We start from the raw sequence: 15304 nt of genomic DNA on the forward strand, positions 1-15304 counted from the left end.
GGCCATCACCAAGCCATCACCAGCTTCCCGAAGGTCTCGTTGCGGTCCATGCGCGCGTGGGCCTCGGCGATGTCGGCCATGGGGAGCGTGGCGTCGATGACCGGGCGATACGCGCCCGTGTCGAAGCCCGCGAGGATGTGCTTGCTGAAGGACTGCGCCAGCGCGGCCTTCTCCTCGGGGGCACGGCTGCGCAGCACGGAGCCCTCCACGCGCGCGCGCTTGGGCAGCAGCGCGCCCAGCGGGAACTCGCCCTTGGCGCCGCCCAAGAGCCCGATGACGATGAGCCGCCCGCGCAGTGGCCAGCGCGCGCACGTTCTCGTTCAGGTAGGCCGCGCCCACCGTGTCCAGGATGACGTCGGCGCCCCCGCCCGCGAGCTTCTCGAGCTCGGCAGCAAAGCGCCCGTCCGGTGAGTGCAGCGCGTGGTCGAGGCCAAGCTCCTGGCAGCGCGCGAGCTTGTCCGCGGTGCGCGAGGTGCCGGCGGAGCGCGCGCCCGCCGCCCGGCAGAGCTGGATGGCCGCCGTGCCCACGCCACTCGCCACGGAGTGGATGAGCGCGAGCTCGCCCTGACGCAGACTGCCCAGCTCGAAGAGCGCATCGAAGGCCGTCAAGAACGCCTCGGGCACGGCCGCCGCGTCGGTCAACGAGAGCGAGGCCGGCACGCGCAGCGCCTCGCGCGCGGGGGTCACCACGTGGGTGGCCATGCCCGCTCCGGGCACGATGCCCATGACGCGGTCCCCCAGCTTCCACTCGGTCACGCCGGGGCCGAGCTGCTCCACCTCACCCGCGAACTCGAGGCCCGGCACGTCGGCGGCCACCCCCGGGGGAGCGGGATAGAAGCCACGCCGCTGGAGCGTGTCGGCTCGGTTGAGCCCCGCCGCCGCCACGGCCACGCGGATCTCGCCGGCGCCGGCATCTCGGACGACGATGTCGCCGACCTCGAGGACCTCGGGGCCGCCATGCTCACGAATACGGACCGCACGTGCGTCGATGCTCATGGCGCACGCCTAGCACGGGGGACCGCACATCGGCTAGACTCGCCGCGCCATGGAGTACCACGCCGCCGCCACGATCCACGCCTCCCCCAAGGCCATCTGGGCCCTGCTGACCGACGCCGCCCAGTACCCCGACTGGAACCCCACGGTGGTGCGCGTGGAGGGGGACATCGCGCTCGGCAAGAAGATCAAGGTGGTGGCGACCGTGAGCCCCGAGCGCGCGTTTCCGGTGACGGTGAGCGAGCTGGTGCCGTGCGAGCGCATGGTGTGGCAGGGCGGCATGCCCCTCGGCCTCTTCCGTGGCGTGCGCACCTTCACGCTCACGCCCGCCGCGGGGGGCGCCACGTCCTTCGCCATGCGCGAGGTCTTCTCGGGACCGCTCCTCGGGCTGATCAAGCGCAGCATGCCCGACCTGCAGCCGTCGTTCGACGAGTTCGCGCGGTCGCTCAAGCTGCGCGCCGAGGGCTGACGGGCCGTGGGGTCAGAGGCTACGTCGCCTTGAAGCACGCCACCTGGTGCTTCGCGCCCAGCGACACCAGCGGCGGTGGCGACTTGTCGCAGAGCCCCGGCTCGGCCAACGGACAGCGCGGGTGGAAGGTGCAGCCAGTCGGCGGGTCGAGGGGGCTCGGCACGTCGCCCTTGAGCGGCGGATGCTCGCGACGGCGCGTGGGGTCCGGCACCGGGGCCGACGCGAGGAGCGCCTGCGTGTAGGGGTGCCGCGGCGCGCCGTAGAGTTCGTCGGAGGTGGCCACCTCCACCACGCGCCCGAGGTACATGACGGCCACCCGGTCGCTGATGAACTCCACCACGCTCAGGTCGTGAGCGATGAACAGGTAGCTGAGGCCCAGCTCGTCCTGCAGGTCTCCCAGCAGGTTCACCACCTGCGCCTGGATGGACACGTCGAGCGCGCTGATGGGCTCGTCGGCCACGATGAAGCTGGGCTCGACAGCCAGCGCCCGCGCGATGCCGATGCGCTGCCGCTGCCCGCCGCTGAACTCGTGCGGGTAGCGGCGCATGTGCTCGGGCCGCAGCCCCACGCGCTCGAGCAGGCTGGCCACGCGGGCCTCCTCCTCGCCGCGGTTCTTGACCAGCCCGTGGATGCGCAGCGCCTCGGCCAGCGTGGCGCGCACCGTCATGCGCGGGTTGAGGGAGCTGTACGGGTCCTGGAAGACGATCTGCATCCGGCGGCGCAGCGGCCGCAGCTCGCGCTCGGGCAGCTTCGCGATGTCGCGGCCCTCGAAGAGGATCTGCCCCTCGGTGGGGTCGATCAGCCGGAGCATCACGCGGCCGAGCGTGCTCTTGCCGCAGCCGCTCTCGCCCACCAGGCCCAGCGTCTCGCCGCGCTCGATCTCGAGGCTGACGTCGTCCACGGCCCGCACCTCACGCGTGGGACGCCCCAAGAGGTCACGCTCCACCGTGAAGCGCTTGGTGACGTGCGAGACGCTGACCAGGGGACCGGCACGCTCTGGCTCGGACGCCGGACCACCCTCGGGCTTCGGTGCAGGTGCGCTCATGTTCCCAGCTCCGCCACGAAGCAGGCCGCGCGGTGCTCGCCCTTGCCCAGCAGCCTGGGCTCCTCGGCGGCGCAGGCCGCGATGGCCACGTCGCAGCGGTCGCGGAAGCGACAGCCCGCGGGCAGCGCGCGCAGGTCCGGCACCACGCCGCGGATGGTGGCCAGGCGCCGCCGCGAGCCGTCTTGCTGCTTGGCGGTGGCCGACTCGCTGCGCTTCCGCACACCCGGCAGGCTGCCCATGAGCCCACGCGTGTAGGGGTGCTGCGGGTTGGCGAAGAGCTCCTCGGTGCGTGCCGTCTCGACCACACGGCCGGCGTACATCACCACCACGAAGTCCGCCACCTCGGCCACCACGCCCAGGTCGTGCGTGATGAGCATGACGGACATGCCAGTGTCGCGCTGGAGGTCGCGCAGCAGCGTGAGGATCTGCGCCTGGATGGTGACGTCCAGCGCCGTGGTGGGCTCGTCGGCGATGAGCAGCTTGGGCTCGCACGCCAGCGCCATGGCGATCATGACGCGCTGACGCATGCCCCCGCTGAGCGAGTGTGGGTAGTCGCGCACGCGCTGCTCGGGCGCCGGGATGCCCACCTGCTTCAAGAGCTGGACGGCGCGCGCCTCGGCGTCCTTCTTCGACATGTTCCGGTGCAGGCGCAGCGACTCGCCGATCTGCGCGCCCACGCGATAGACCGGGTTGAGCGAGCTCATGGGCTCCTGGAAGATCATGGCGATGTCGTTGCCGCGCAGGCCGCGCATCTCCCGCTCCGAGAGCTTCATGAGGTCGCGCCCCTCGAACAGGATCTCACCCGCTTCGAGCTTGCCGGGGGGCTCCGGCACCAAGCGCATGACCGACAGCGCCGTGACGCTCTTGCCGCAGCCGCTCTCGCCCACCACGCCCACGGTGGCGCCCCGTGGGATGACCAGCGACACGTCGTCCACGGCGCGCAGCGAGCCTTCGTCGGTGTGGAAGGCGGTCGTCAGACCGCGGATCTCGAGCAGGGGACCGGACACGGGCCCGCACCATATCACCGAACCCGGGCGCGGGAGCCCGGTTCGTACTATCTTGCCGCCCCATCATGAGCCGCATCTACCGAACGCTTCCTCCTCCTGGCACCAAATTGGGCATCGCCTTCTCGGGCGGGCTCGACACGCGCTGCGCCGTCGCCTGGCTCACCCATCAGGGCCTCGCGGTGCACGCCTACACGGCGGACCTCGCCCAGCCGGACGAGTCGAACGTGGACGACATCCCGCCCGTGGCGCTGCAGCACGGCTGCGTGGCGGCCCGCTTGGTGGACTGCCGCGACGCCATGGTGCGTGAGGGCATCACGGCCATCCAGTGCGGCGCGTTCCACCTCGCGGTGGGCGGCAAGAAGTACTTCAACACCACGCCGCTCGGGCGCGCCGTCACCACCACGGCCATCGTGCGCGCCATGCGCGAAGACGACGTGCACGTCTTCGGTGATGGCAGCACGCACAAGGGCAACGACATCCAGCGCTTCTACCGCTACGGCATCTTCATCGACCCCACGCTGAAGATCTACAAGCCGTGGCTGGACCCCAAGTTCGTGGCCGAGCTGGGCGGGCGCACCGAGATGTCCGAGTACCTGCTCAAGCACAACCTGCCCTACCGCGTGGGCACCGAGAAGGCCTACAGCACGGACGCCAACGTGCTGGGCGCCACGCACGAGGCGAAGGACCTCGAGTCGCTGAGCACCAGCATGAAGATCGTGCAGCCCATCATGGGTGTCGCGCCCTGGAACAAGGACGTGGCCATCGAGGCCGAGACCGTCACCCTCGAGTTCGATGGTGGCGTGCCCGTCAGCATCAACGGCAAGCGCTTCGCGACCACCTTCGAGCTGTTCCTCGAGTGCAACCGCATCGGCGGCCGTCACGGTCTCGGCATGAGCGACCAGATCGAGAACCGCGTGATCGACGCGAAGAGCCGCGGCATCTACGAGGCGCCCGGCATGGCGCTGGTGCACCTGGGCTACGAGCGCCTGCTCTCGGCCATCCACAACGAGAACACGCTGGACGTGTACTTCACGTCGGGCCGCCGCTTGGGCCGTCTGCTCTATGAGGGCAAGTGGTACGACCCCGAGGCCATGATGCTGAAGGACGCCCTCACCCGCTGGGTCGCGCCCAGCGTCAAGGGCACCGTCACCGTGGAGCTGCGCCGCGGCGACGACTACACGATCCTCGACACGCAGGCCGAGTACATGGCCTACGGCCCGGACAAGCTCTCCATGGAGAAGGTGGAGCAGGCGTACTTCACGCAGGAAGACCGCATCGGCGCGCTCGAGATGCAGAACCTCAGCTTGATGGACAACCGCGCGTTCCTCCTGCACCACCTCGACAGCGTGAAGCGCCTGGGCGCCCCCGCCGCCGACAACGTCATTGGCCGGCTGCTGGCTGGCGAAGAGGACTGAGCGTCTCGCGCAGGGGCAGGCAGAGCATGGCGCCGTCGCTCTCGCGGGTGGCCGCCAGCTCCTGCGCTGTGACGTTCAGCGCGAAGCGAGGACGGAAGTCGCCTGGGCTGACGTTGGGCTCGGGGACCCAGTCCTCGCAGTTTCCCAGCGATTGCTCCATCGTGGCGAGCATCGAGTCGCTGGTGTACTCGGCGGGCCCGAGGTCGGCGGTGGCGAAGCAGCGTGGCGCTCCCTCCACCAGCCCGCACATGGCTGCCGTGGTGCTGGCGCGAGGCTGCCAATCGCACTCGTCGGCTTCCGCCTCCCCAGACACCCAGGTGACGACCAGCGGCGCGTCGGCACTCTCGATGAGGGCGATGGCGGGGATCCCGACGAACGCGTTGTGGGAGCGGCTTTCACCGTGTTCCTCGCCGAGGTGGAGCAACACGTTCACGCCCCGGGGCGAGCGAGCGACGAGGTAGTATTCGCCGGAGTACCCGTCGTAGTCGGTGGGGGTCATCACCCGGAGCTGCGCGACGCGAAACTGCGCTTCCGTGTCCTCGCCGCGTAGCAGCCCCACCGGAGCCCAGTCGCCGAACTCGCAGGGTTCCTCTCGCTGCGCGCTGGGGGCCGAGGGCCCACCGTGCCTCTCCACGAGTGCTTGGCACAGCGCGTGGGTAGTCGGGAAGAACTCCTCGGGCGTGACGGCGGAGGTCGGGCTCAACGAGAAGACCGCCCTCTGCTGGGAGAGGAGCAGGCGGAGGGTGGCCTCACGCGCGGGAGTCGGCGCCACCAGGATGGCTTGGCGGTAGAGACCAACCGCCTCCTCGGGCGCGCTCGGTCCAGCACGATCACCCTCTCTCCAGAGGAGCGCGGCGACCATCTCGCGACTCTCGGGGTGCTCCACGGCGCACAGCGAGGCCCTCGCGGCTTCGAGCGCGGCGCTGTCGTCCCCTCTCGCCACGAGAAGCTCCGCCAGCCGTTGCCCCCACGCCGCCTGTTGACCGATCGTGGGCGCCACCTCCACAGCCACCTGAACCTCATCGATAGCTTGGTCGAGCGTCGCCCGTTCCACGCACAAGACCGCGATGGGAGGCCGCTCTTCGCCATCACGCACGTCGTCCAACTGCATCTCGAGATCCGGAGCGTCTTGGGTCGTGGCACACCACTCCCACGCGCGATAGCGCGACTCGCCAAGTTCGTAGAGAACGTCCGGCTCCGCTGGAGCCATCTCGAGCACTGCCTCCCACCGGTCGAGGGCCAGGGGCCACGACTCTAGCAGGCGCGCTTCGCGGGCTTCGCGCAGCGGGAGAGCCAGGCGAGCACGCGTCCGCACGCGTCGACCGCAAGACGCGCGTGCCGCCGCCGGCAAGCTGCGGCACCACGCTGCGGTGGGGAGCGCCTCGTACTCGCGGCTCACGAAGTCGTCGCAACGCAGAGGGTCCTCGGGTGGAGGAGAGTCCTCCACCGCACTCGTCATGAGCACCTGTCCTTCGCACGCGCTCGGCACCACGGAGGCCTCGCTGCCAGCGGTGTCGTCGGGGTGCCCGCCACCGGTGGCAGAACCGCCTCTTCCACAACCGGCGGACGGCAGCAGCGCGAGGGCGAGCACCGAGGCGAGCGCGCGTGTGCGCAGCCTCGACGACGTCACGGCCCGGCTACGGGCTGGCGAAGAGGACTGAGCGTCTCGCGCAGGGGCAGGCAGAGCATGGCGCCGTCGCTCCCGCGGGTGGCGACGATTTCCTGCTCGGTGACCTCCAGCTGGAAGCTGGCGCGGAAGTCGCTGGGCCGGCGCGGCGGAGGCTCGTAGCTCCCCTCGTCGCAGTTCCCGAGCGACTCCTGAATGGTGGGCAGCATCGAGTCGCTGGTGTACTCGGCGGGGCCGAGGTCGGCCGTGGCGAAGCAGCGCGGCGCGCCCTCCACCAGCCCGCACACGGCCGCGGTCGTGCTGGCGCGAGACACGAAGTCGCAGTCGTAGGCCTCCGCTTCGCCCGAGTCCCAGGTCACCACCAGCGGCGCGTCGGGGTTGTCGTAGTTGTACGAAGAAGCCACCGATCCGACGAACGCGTTGTGAACCCGGCTGTCACCGTGGTCCTGCCCCAGGTAGAGCAGCACGTTGACTCCGCGTGGCGAGCGAGCGACGAGGTAGTTGGTCTGCACGAAGCCGTCGTAGAGCTCGGGGTTGCGCACCGTCAGCCGCGCTGCGCGGAAGAGAACGTCCACCTCCTCGCCGCGCGCGAGCCCGACGTCGTCCCAGTCGCTGACCTCGCACAGGTCTTCGGGCAGCTCCGACGGATCTACCGGCTCGGTCATGTCACGGAGCACGAGCGCCTGGCAGAGGGCTTCGACGCTCGGGAAGAACTGCTGGGGCTGAACGGGGGGGGCCGCATCGAGCGAGAAGCGCTGCCGGAGCACAGCGAGCAGGTCACGGAGGAACTCCTCGCGCTCGGCGGTCGGGGCCAGCAGGAAGGCCTGGCGGTAGAGACCAACGGCGTCGGCGGGCGCGCTGGCCCCGACGTGATTCGCGGTCCTCCACAGCATGGCCGCCGCGTCTTCGCGCACCACCGCGTCCTCGCGCGCGCACAGCGACCGGCGCGCAGCCTCCCAGGCATCCGCCTCCTCGCCGAGCGCTGCGGACACCTGAGCGCGCTGGTGCTCCCAGGTGGCGCGCAGCTCGACGGACGGCGCGGCGCCTGCAGCCAGCTCGAGCTCTTCGACCGCTTGATGGGGGCTCACCTGCCGGGTGCACAGCACGGCGACCGGCGACGGCGCGCCCCCGTCACTCGGGCTCTCCCGCTCCGCATCGAGCGCCTCCGTGTCCTGGGTAGCCGCGCACCACTGACCGGCGCGGAAGCGGGCCCAGCCCAGCTCGGCCAGCACGTCGGGCTCACCGTCGGCGATGGCGAGCGCGGCCTCCAGCTTGGCGACGGCCTCGGGCCAGTTGGACGCCAGAACGGCAGCGCGCCCCTCGGCCAGCGGGCGGGCCATGCGCGAGCGCGCCCGAAGACGGTCAGTGCACGCCGGGCGCTCTTCGGCGGCCAGGGCGCGACACACCGTCGCCGTGGGCAGCGGGGCGACCGGCGGTGGGCTGAGCTCCTCGCAGCGCAGGGGATCGGCCACTGGAGGGAGCTCGGGAGACGCGCTGGCCATGAGCGTGGACCCCTCGCAGGCGCTGGGACCCACCTCCGCCTCGTCACCCGCCGTGCCTTCGGGGTCGTCCGCGGAGGCAGCCGGGGTACCACCGCCGCAAGCGAACGTGGGGAGCAACGAGACCGAGAAGGCAGCGGTGAACAGGAACGTGGTGATGCAGCGAGGAGGAGTGTTCATATGGGTCGATGCGATGATGCGTCAGCCCTTGCGCTTCCACCAGGGCTGCTTCGCGGGCGGCGGCTGCGAAGCCTGAGCGTCGATTCGTGTGACGCGGCCTTGCTGATCGAAGTCGATTCGCATCTCGTCCCCGTGGGGCCAGCGCCCCAGCAGGCCGCTCTCGTTGGCCTCCACGTAGAGGCCCTCTCCCACCAGGAACGCCGCGATGGCGCGCTCGTGGTGCACCTCGAAGCCGGAGATCAGCTGCTGGATGACGGTGGACGCGCGCGCCACGGTGACGGGCGCGCTCACGGCCGCGGGCGTGGCCAGCACATAGAAGAACACTGCGCCGCCGTCATAGGGGCCGCGGTAGTAGGGCAGCCGGCCGACCAGCGCGGAGCAGGCCAGCGCGATGGCGTGGCCGTCCAGGTGCTCCATGCGGAACTTGCCCTTGCTGAGCTCGGGGATGCCCTGCGCAGCGCCGTGATCCCGCAAGCGGGTGCTCAGCTCCACCACTGCGTCGGGCAGCCCGCTTCCCGTGTTGGCCCAGGCCCACATCCACGTGCCGTCGCGCTGGTTCTCGGTGCCCAGGATCTGGATGGGGTGCACGCGCTTCTTGCCGAAGTCCACGCGCCCCGTCTGCGTGTTCAGCTCCCACTCGTGCGTCCCGAGGTAGTCCCCGAGTGCCAGCTGCCTGGCCAGTGCGCCCCCGGCGCTCGACTCCATCAATTCCAAGAACTTGCTCATCCGTTGGCCTCGTTCCCCCGTGCGGGAGTATCGCTCACCCGGCGGGGGTGACGCCAGCGCGAAGACGTCATGCTACCGTGCCCGCATGGACACCCGACGCTGACATGCCGAGCGACGAGTTCACGCCCGCGAACATCCTGGTGGCCACGGATCTCGGTCCGGCGGGTCGCGCCGCCGTGGACCTCGCCATCGAGCTGGCGTGTTCGCTGGACGCCCGGCTGCATCTGCTGCACGTGGTGGACCTGACGGGCGAGGCGCCGCTGCCCGAGCACACGGACCCCGCCATCGCGCCCTACCTCGAGCGCCTGCGTGCCCGCCTGCAAAAGCGCACGGACGACAAGGCGCTGGTCCTCGAAGCCGAGCGCGCGCGCTGCACGCTGCGCGGGCTCTCGTGCGAGGCCACGCTGCGCGACGGGCGCGTCTGGGAAGGCGTGCTGTCCACGGCCAACGAGCACGACGCGGACTTCGTGGTGGTCGGGCCACACGCCCAGGGCGAGGTCGAAGCGGCCCTCGGGGTCTTGGGGGAGCGCTTGCTCGGCAGCACCGCCGACCGCGTGGTGCGCCACGCCACGCAGCCGGTGTGGGTGGTGCCCGCGCGCGAGGACCAACGCGCGCCCTCCCCGCTCCAGGCGCTGTTGGTGGGTATCGACTTCTCGCCCGCCGCGGACCGTGCGCTCGCACTGGCCGCAGGCCTGGTGGCTCGGGCAGGTGCCACGCTGCACCTCGGCCACGTGCTGCCGCCACCGGTCGTGGACCTCGACGCCTATGGCGACGACATCGAGAAGCTGCGTACGGCGCTCGTGCGGAGCACCCACGCGCGGCTCGAAGAGCTGGCCGCGCGCTTCCCGGGCGTCGAGACACAAGTCCACGTGTGTGACGGGACGGACGACGTGCAGGCTCAGCTCGCCGGCCTCGCGCGGCGGGTAGACGCGTCGGCGCTGGTCGTCGGCGCTCATCGGCGCTCCGCGCTGGGTCACCTGGTCTTGGGCAGCACCACCGAGCGCTGCCTCCGGCGCGCGGTGCGGCCTGTGCTCGTCGTCCCCGAGGGCTGAGAGGGTTCTGGGGACCGGAGCCAGCGGCGTGCTCCACGAGCGGAAGCGAGTCCATCTCAGCGCACGCGATCATCACGCAAACAGAACGATCCGCTAGATATTATCTATTTTTCAACCGACGCGAGCGGCCCATATATCTGGTGTATGCAACCTCTCGCGATAGCCCGACAGACGGCTGGATCGCTGCTGTTCGTTCGCACCTCGGTCAACCTCGGCCGCGCCATCCACGGGGTGAACGAGTTCCTCTCGTATCGACCACGACGACTCTCTCCAGCGGACGAAGTGCTCGGGGTGATCGAGTGCGACGATGTCGACGTGCACCTCTCGTTCGCGGGCCGCGAAGATGGGGTACGGCCGAGCGGTGAGCTCACCCTGCGGGAGTCGGTCGGACTCGGTGGAGTCTGGAACCTCTGCTCCTTCGACATGATGATTCTCCGCCACCGGGCCACCGCAGAGCATCGCCGGAAGCACCTGCTCGAATCCCTCTTCCATGGCAAGCAAGCCGGCGGCGCGGGTGCTTGGTTCATCGAGCAGCGGGAGCGCGTGCGTGTGCTCCCCGTGTTCTCGGAGGGAGAGGGGCTGCACGAGGTCGAGCGCCTGGTCGACGACCTGGCCGCACGGTACCCCCAGCTGAGCATCGGGCCGACGTGCTTCCGACACGATCCCACGCGGCGGGAGCTGGTGCCTTTGGTGTGGCGCACCGTGGCGTCGGAGTATGCCCGGGACGCCTGCGAGGACGCGCCATCGCCTCCGTCGGCCGGCGCGACGGCGACATCCCAGAGGGGAACAGAAGCCGCCGACGAGACATTCTGAGAGTGTCGGTGGCGACGACGAGCCCGAACGACGACTCGAGTATCCGCAGAACAGGAGATTCAACATGCCCGCTACGGTTCGCACGCGCCCCTTCGACCTGCTCTCACCCCTGCTGGACATCCTCTGGGCGGACGGCCGCATGTCGTTCGCCCAGGTACGCGCCGTCGACCAGGTCGCCTCCCTCTTGGGAGTAGACGACGTCGCGATGCGGATCGCGCGCGTGCCTCTGTCCGAGTTCGACGACGCCCTGCCGCCCGTCTCCATCCGCGCCGTGGCCTACACGCTGGCGGTCTGGGTGGCCGCCGTCGACGGACACATTCACCCGAGCGAGCTCCGGGTGCTGAACCACTTCGAAGGCTTCTGGGACCTGAGCCCCGATGTCACGCAGCGCGCCCAGCGCCTCGCGCTCGGCATGGCGCGCGTCGCCGCGGGGCGCCCGACACGGACGCAGCTGGAGGCGCTCATTCGCGCGGCGCAACACCTCGACGCAGAGGCTCGCCCGGACGGGTGCGCCGCCGCGTGACGCCGGTCGCCTCCGCGCGAGCACCGCGCACCGCGCCGGCCTGAGCAGGCTCGAGCAGCCTACCGACGCACCCGCTTCCAGACCTCGAACCAGGCCACCGACACGGCCCCGGCGGCGAACGCGCCAAGGGCATGCAGCGGCAACACCGGATCGAAGTGGAAGACGCTCCGCACCGGCGCGAACACGAGCGACGCGACGAGCCCCGCCGTGGCCAGGCCGGCCACCAGGAAGGCCACGCGGTTGGTGGGCCGCTTCGTGCGGTCGCCACGCACGTACCGCGAGAGGTTCACGGCGATGAGCGCGATGTTGCCGCCCAGCAGCGCAGTGAACGCGAGCGCTCGGGTGGCGCCCTCGCCCAGCCCTTGCTGCCGCGCCACGAAGAGCACCGCCAGACAGGCCGCGAGCACCGAGACGCCCTGCGCCAGCCCCAACAAGAAGAGCCCGCGGTCGGCCAGGCGCGACGTCGCGGGGCGCGGCGGACGAGACATGATGTCCGCCTCGTCGCCCTCGGCCTCGAAGGCCACGGAGCACGCCGGGTCGATGATCAGCTCGAGGAACACGATGTGCAGCGGCAGCAACGCCAGCGGCCAGCCCAGCAGCGCGGGGATGAGCGACAGCCCAGCGACGGGCACGTGCACCGCCACGATGTACGTCACCGCCTTCTGGAGGTTGTCGAAGATGCGCCGCCCGAGGCGCACGCCCGCCACGATGGACGCGAAGTCGTCGTCGGTGATCACCAGGTCAGCGGCCTCGCGCGCCACGTCCGTGCCCCGGCCGCCCATGGCGATACCGATGTGCGCTGCCTCGAGCGCGGGCGCGTCGTTGACGCCGTCGCCGGTCATGGCCACCACGCCACCGTCACGCGCGAGCGCCCGGACGATGCGGAGCTTCTGCTCGGGCACGGCGCGCGCCACCACGTCGGCGCTGCGCAGACGGGTCACGAGCGCGTCGTCGTCCAGCTGCTCGATGTCGGCGCCGGTGAGCACGTCTTCAGGGCACGCCAGGCCCGCCTTCCGGCCGATGGCGCTGGCCGTGGCGGGGTAGTCGCCCGTGATCATGACCACTCGGATGCCGGCCGCACGGCAGTCGGCGATGGCCGCAGGTACCGAGGCACGAACCGGGTCCTCGAGACCCACGAGGCCCACGAAGGTGAAGGGATAGTCGTGCTGCGCGCTCGGGAGCTCGCCATCGTCGAAGCGCACGCTGGCCACGCCGAGCACGCGCAGTCCGTCGTTGCCGAGCGCCATCACGGCGGCGCGCGCGGCCTGCACCTCGGCTTCGGGCAGGTGGCAGAGGTCCACGATGGCCTCGGGCGCGCCCTTGGCCGAGACGATCAGGCTGGTCTCGTCCGGGGAGCGCCAGACGTGGGCCATGCTCAAGAGCTCGGGCGACAGAGGGTACTCACGCACCAGGGTCCACGTGGCGTGCAGGTGCTCGGTCCCGCGCAGTGCCGTCTGCCCCAGCTGATGGAACGCGATCTCCATGGGGTCGAACGGATCGCGCTGGCTCGCGAGGATGCCGTGCTCCACCACCTCGTGGACAAACTCGGGCAGGGTCTCGTCGCCCACGCGGTGCACCTCGCCAGCGGCGTAGAGCGCGGCGATGCGCATGCGGTTCTCGGTGAGCGTGCCGGTCTTGTCCGTGCACAGCACGCTGGTGGCACCCAGCGTCTCGAGCGCGGCCAGGTTGCGGGTGAGCACGCGGTGCTTCGAGAGCCGCAGGGCGCCGAGCGCGAAGAAGACCGCCAGCACGATGGGCAGCTCCTCGGGCAACAGGCCCATGGCCAGCGCGATCCCCACCAGCAGACCGTCCACGACGCTCTCGGACTGTGCGGCATAGAGCACGGCGAGCCCGATGCTGAGGACGGCGGCCGCGAGCGCCATGATGCGCACGATGCGGCCGACCTCGAGCTGCAGCGGCGAGCGCTCGCCAGTGACCCCGTGGAGCGCCGTCCCGATGCGGCCGATCTCCGAGCGGGCACCGGTGGCGAAGACCTCGGCCGCGCCGCGGCCTTTCACCACCAGCGTGCCGGAATAGAGGAAGGGCAGGTCGTCGCCCCCCGGACGCGCCTCGGTGTCGGTGGACAGCGCCACACGCTTGCGCACGGGCACCGACTCCCCCGTGAGCAGCGACTCGTCCACGCTGATGCCGGAGGCCTCCACCAAGCGCGCGTCGGCCGGCACACGGTCGCCCTCGGCGATGAGGATGCGGTCGCCACGCACCACGTCCTGACCGGCGATGCGCTGTGGCTTGCCATCGCGCAGCACGAGCGCTCGCGGGCTGGCCAGGTCGCGCAGCGCATCCAGCGCGCGAGCGGTCTTGCGCTCCTGCACCAGCTCGATGCCGATCACGAAGCACACGGAGAGCGACAGCATGATCGCCTCGAAGCGGTCACCCAGCACGAGGTAGATGCCCGCCGCCGCGAGCAGCAGCAGCAGCATGGGCTCGCGCAGCAGGTGCCAGACCGTGCTCCAGAAAGAAGAGGCGGCGTCGGTGGGCAGCGCGTTGGGCCCGTCGCTCGCGAGGCGCCCCGCGGCCTCCGCAGCGGTCAGCCCCGTCTCGCGGGTGGGCGTGGTGGGGCTCTGAGGCAGCCAGTCGCGGGGTTCGGGGCGGGAGGTCACCCACGGAACGTACGCCCCTCTGAGAAGATTGCACTACGCTGTGTCCCCATATGAAGCCTTCGGCCCGCGACGCCCAGCTCTACGCGCGCGCCATGCGCCATGTGGCGCCTTTGTCGGACGACGAGATAGCCGCCGGCCTGGTGCTCGTGCGGGTGCGCGAGCTCGCTCGGGGTGAGCACCTGCTGCGCGCGGGAGAGCCTGCTCGCGACGTCGCCGTGGTGGTCACGGGGCTCCTGCGCGAGCACTTCCTGCTGGCCGATGGCTCCGAGCGCACGAAGGCGTTCGTGCTCGAAGGCGAGCTCAGCGGGTCACTCGCGGACCTGCTCTCGGAGTCGCCTGCGCGGGCCTACATCGTGGCCGAGGAGCCCTGCCGCTTGCTGGTGGTGGACTTCGCCGAGAGCGCGGCGCTGGCGGCCAAGAGCCCCGCCTGGGCACAGGTGCGCGCGCGGGCCACCGAGGCGCTGCTGCGCATCAAGGCCGAGCGCGAGTACGAGCTGCTGGGCCTCGACGCCGCCGCCCGCTACGCCGCGTTCCGAGCGCGCTACCCGGGGCTCGAGGCGCGCGTCGCCGCGAAGCACGTGGCGTCGTACCTGGGCATCACGCCGGTGCACCTGAGCCGGCTGCGGCGGCGGCGACGTGTGAAGCCGGACGCGGCGGGCTGACGGCGTGCGGTGGCCGGCTCGCGAGCCACGCCACCGCCGCGAAGCCCGAGATGAGCGCGCCGTAGCGCAGCCACACCAGCGCAGGCAGCCACGGCCCGAAGGGTGCCGCCCAGGTCAGCGCCCCGAGCGGCAGCTGCACGTACACCAACGCCACGCGCAGCAGGCGCGCGAGCGGCGTTTCGAGGGAGAGCGTGAGTCCGAGGAAGGCGAACGCCACGTGCCCCAGCATCCACTTCAGCTGGCTCAGCTGCGAGCGCAGCACGATGTCCTCGACCGGTACGGGCAGCCCCGCCTCGACCAGCGTGAGCAACGACAGGAGGTGGTGGTTCTCGGTCAGGTCGAGCACGCCCGCAGCGACGCTGAATCCCACCGCGACGGCGTGCAGCGGCTCGCGCGCCGGCTCGCCCAGGAAGCGCACGAATAGCACCGCGCTGGCCACGTACGCCGCGATGAACACGTCGTCGAGCGCGATGATGGCGCGCAGGGTCATGGCGTCGTGCAGGAGCCGCGTGGCGTACGCGTCGGGCGTGCGCACCCACTCGAACCACTGCTGGCTGACGCCGGTGGCGAGCGTGAGCGCACACAGGGTCGTCAGGAGCAGCGCAGAGGCGAGGGACACATGGCGGAGGACAGCGTGTGGAGCGTGAGAGGCGTGCATCGCATCACGGTCGC

13 protein-coding genes and 1 pseudogene are annotated in these 15304 nt (G+C 70.9%); 6 read left to right on the forward strand and 8 right to left on the reverse strand.

The window, feature by feature from the left end; genetic code table 11:
* Positions 1-5: 5 nt before the first annotated feature.
* A pseudogene (locus IPI43_21060) lies at positions 6-996 on the reverse strand (NAD(P)H-quinone oxidoreductase).
* 49 nt (positions 997-1045) lie between these two features.
* Between IPI43_21060 and IPI43_21065 the strand changes: the two are divergent.
* Positions 1046-1462 (forward strand): SRPBCC domain-containing protein, encoded by a 417-nt coding sequence (locus IPI43_21065; GenBank protein ID MBK7776595.1) that lies wholly within the window; start codon positions 1046-1048, stop codon positions 1460-1462.
* 19 nt (positions 1463-1481) lie between these two features.
* Here the strand turns inward: IPI43_21065 and IPI43_21070 are convergent, their stop codons facing one another.
* The gene (locus tag IPI43_21070; GenBank protein ID MBK7776596.1) at positions 1482-2507 is read right to left on the reverse strand and encodes an ABC transporter ATP-binding protein; all 1026 of its coding nucleotides are present in this window, start codon (positions 2505-2507) and stop codon (positions 1482-1484) included.
* Positions 2504-3514 carry an ABC transporter ATP-binding protein gene (locus IPI43_21075; GenBank protein MBK7776597.1) on the reverse strand — a complete coding sequence of 337 codons (1011 nt, stop codon included), beginning with the start codon at positions 3512-3514 and terminating at the stop codon, positions 2504-2506. Before IPI43_21075 ends, IPI43_21070 begins: the two co-directional genes overlap by 4 nt.
* 65 nt (positions 3515-3579) lie before the next feature.
* On the opposite strand from IPI43_21075, the gene argG reads away from it, so the two are divergent.
* A complete protein-coding gene (gene argG, locus IPI43_21080) occupies positions 3580-4929 on the forward strand; it encodes an argininosuccinate synthase (GenBank protein MBK7776598.1) in 1350 nt (449 codons plus the stop codon).
* Here the strand turns inward: argG and IPI43_21085 are convergent.
* Genes IPI43_21085 through IPI43_21095 form a run of 3 tightly spaced genes read right to left on the reverse strand, consistent with a single transcriptional unit; the run spans position 4895 to position 8961 of the window.
* On the reverse strand, positions 4895-6559 hold the full coding sequence (locus IPI43_21085; protein ID MBK7776599.1) for a hypothetical protein: 1665 nt from the start codon (positions 6557-6559) through the stop codon (positions 4895-4897). The genes argG and IPI43_21085 overlap by 35 nt on opposite strands.
* Entirely contained in the window at positions 6556-8235 is a 1680-nt protein-coding gene (locus tag IPI43_21090; GenBank protein ID MBK7776600.1) for a hypothetical protein, read from the reverse strand. Before IPI43_21090 ends, IPI43_21085 begins: the two co-directional genes overlap by 4 nt.
* A gap of 21 nt (positions 8236-8256) precedes the next feature.
* Positions 8257-8961 (reverse strand): hypothetical protein, encoded by a 705-nt coding sequence (locus tag IPI43_21095; GenBank protein ID MBK7776601.1) that lies wholly within the window; start codon positions 8959-8961, stop codon positions 8257-8259.
* A gap of 77 nt (positions 8962-9038) precedes the next feature.
* Between IPI43_21095 and IPI43_21100 the strand changes: the two genes are divergently transcribed.
* From IPI43_21100 to IPI43_21110, 3 genes are all read left to right on the forward strand, one after another.
* Positions 9039-10013, forward strand: coding sequence for a universal stress protein (locus IPI43_21100; GenBank protein ID MBK7776602.1), 975 nt, complete (start codon positions 9039-9041; stop codon positions 10011-10013).
* 144 nt (positions 10014-10157) lie between these two features.
* Entirely contained in the window at positions 10158-10826 is a 669-nt protein-coding gene (locus tag IPI43_21105; GenBank protein ID MBK7776603.1) for a hypothetical protein, read from the forward strand.
* 64 nt (positions 10827-10890) lie between these two features.
* Complete coding sequence (locus IPI43_21110; GenBank protein MBK7776604.1) at positions 10891-11349, forward strand: TerB family tellurite resistance protein; 459 nt, start codon at positions 10891-10893, stop codon at positions 11347-11349.
* 59 nt (positions 11350-11408) lie between these two features.
* Here the strand turns inward: IPI43_21110 and IPI43_21115 are convergent, their stop codons facing one another.
* The gene (locus IPI43_21115; GenBank protein MBK7776605.1) at positions 11409-13940 is read right to left on the reverse strand and encodes a cation-translocating P-type ATPase; all 2532 of its coding nucleotides are present in this window, start codon (positions 13938-13940) and stop codon (positions 11409-11411) included.
* Positions 13941-14020: 80 nt separating this feature from the next.
* Between IPI43_21115 and IPI43_21120 the strand changes: the two genes are divergently transcribed.
* Positions 14021-14632 carry a Crp/Fnr family transcriptional regulator gene (locus tag IPI43_21120; GenBank protein ID MBK7776606.1) on the forward strand — a complete coding sequence of 204 codons (612 nt, stop codon included), beginning with the start codon at positions 14021-14023 and terminating at the stop codon, positions 14630-14632.
* Here IPI43_21120 and IPI43_21125 read toward each other — a convergent pair.
* Positions 14568-15251 (reverse strand): hypothetical protein, encoded by a 684-nt coding sequence (locus IPI43_21125; GenBank protein ID MBK7776607.1) that lies wholly within the window; start codon positions 15249-15251, stop codon positions 14568-14570. The two genes, IPI43_21120 and IPI43_21125, sit on opposite strands and share 65 nt — an antisense overlap.
* Between the last annotated feature and the right edge of the window lie 53 nt (positions 15252-15304).

It is taken from the genome of Sandaracinaceae bacterium (assembly GCA_016706685.1).
Taxonomy (GTDB): Bacteria; Myxococcota_A; Polyangia; order Polyangiales; family Houyiibacteriaceae; genus JADJJE01.

Excerpts from the sequence above, each read along its gene's own strand:
- IPI43_21105 (MBK7776603.1), top strand. The coding sequence starts at position 10,158 with ATGCAACCTCTCGCGATAGCCCGACAGACGGCTGGATCGCTGCTGTTC.
- IPI43_21120 (MBK7776606.1), top strand. The coding sequence starts at position 14,021 with ATGAAGCCTTCGGCCCGCGACGCCCAGCTCTACGCGCGCGCCATGCGC.
- IPI43_21110 (MBK7776604.1), top strand. The coding sequence starts at position 10,891 with ATGCCCGCTACGGTTCGCACGCGCCCCTTCGACCTGCTCTCACCCCTG.
- IPI43_21070 (MBK7776596.1), bottom strand. The coding sequence starts at position 2,507 with ATGAGCGCACCTGCACCGAAGCCCGAGGGTGGTCCGGCGTCCGAGCCA.
- argG (MBK7776598.1), top strand. The coding sequence starts at position 3,580 with ATGAGCCGCATCTACCGAACGCTTCCTCCTCCTGGCACCAAATTGGGC.
- IPI43_21065 (MBK7776595.1), top strand. The coding sequence starts at position 1,046 with ATGGAGTACCACGCCGCCGCCACGATCCACGCCTCCCCCAAGGCCATC.
- IPI43_21095 (MBK7776601.1), bottom strand. The coding sequence starts at position 8,961 with ATGAGCAAGTTCTTGGAATTGATGGAGTCGAGCGCCGGGGGCGCACTG.
- IPI43_21090 (MBK7776600.1), bottom strand. The coding sequence starts at position 8,235 with ATGAACACTCCTCCTCGCTGCATCACCACGTTCCTGTTCACCGCTGCC.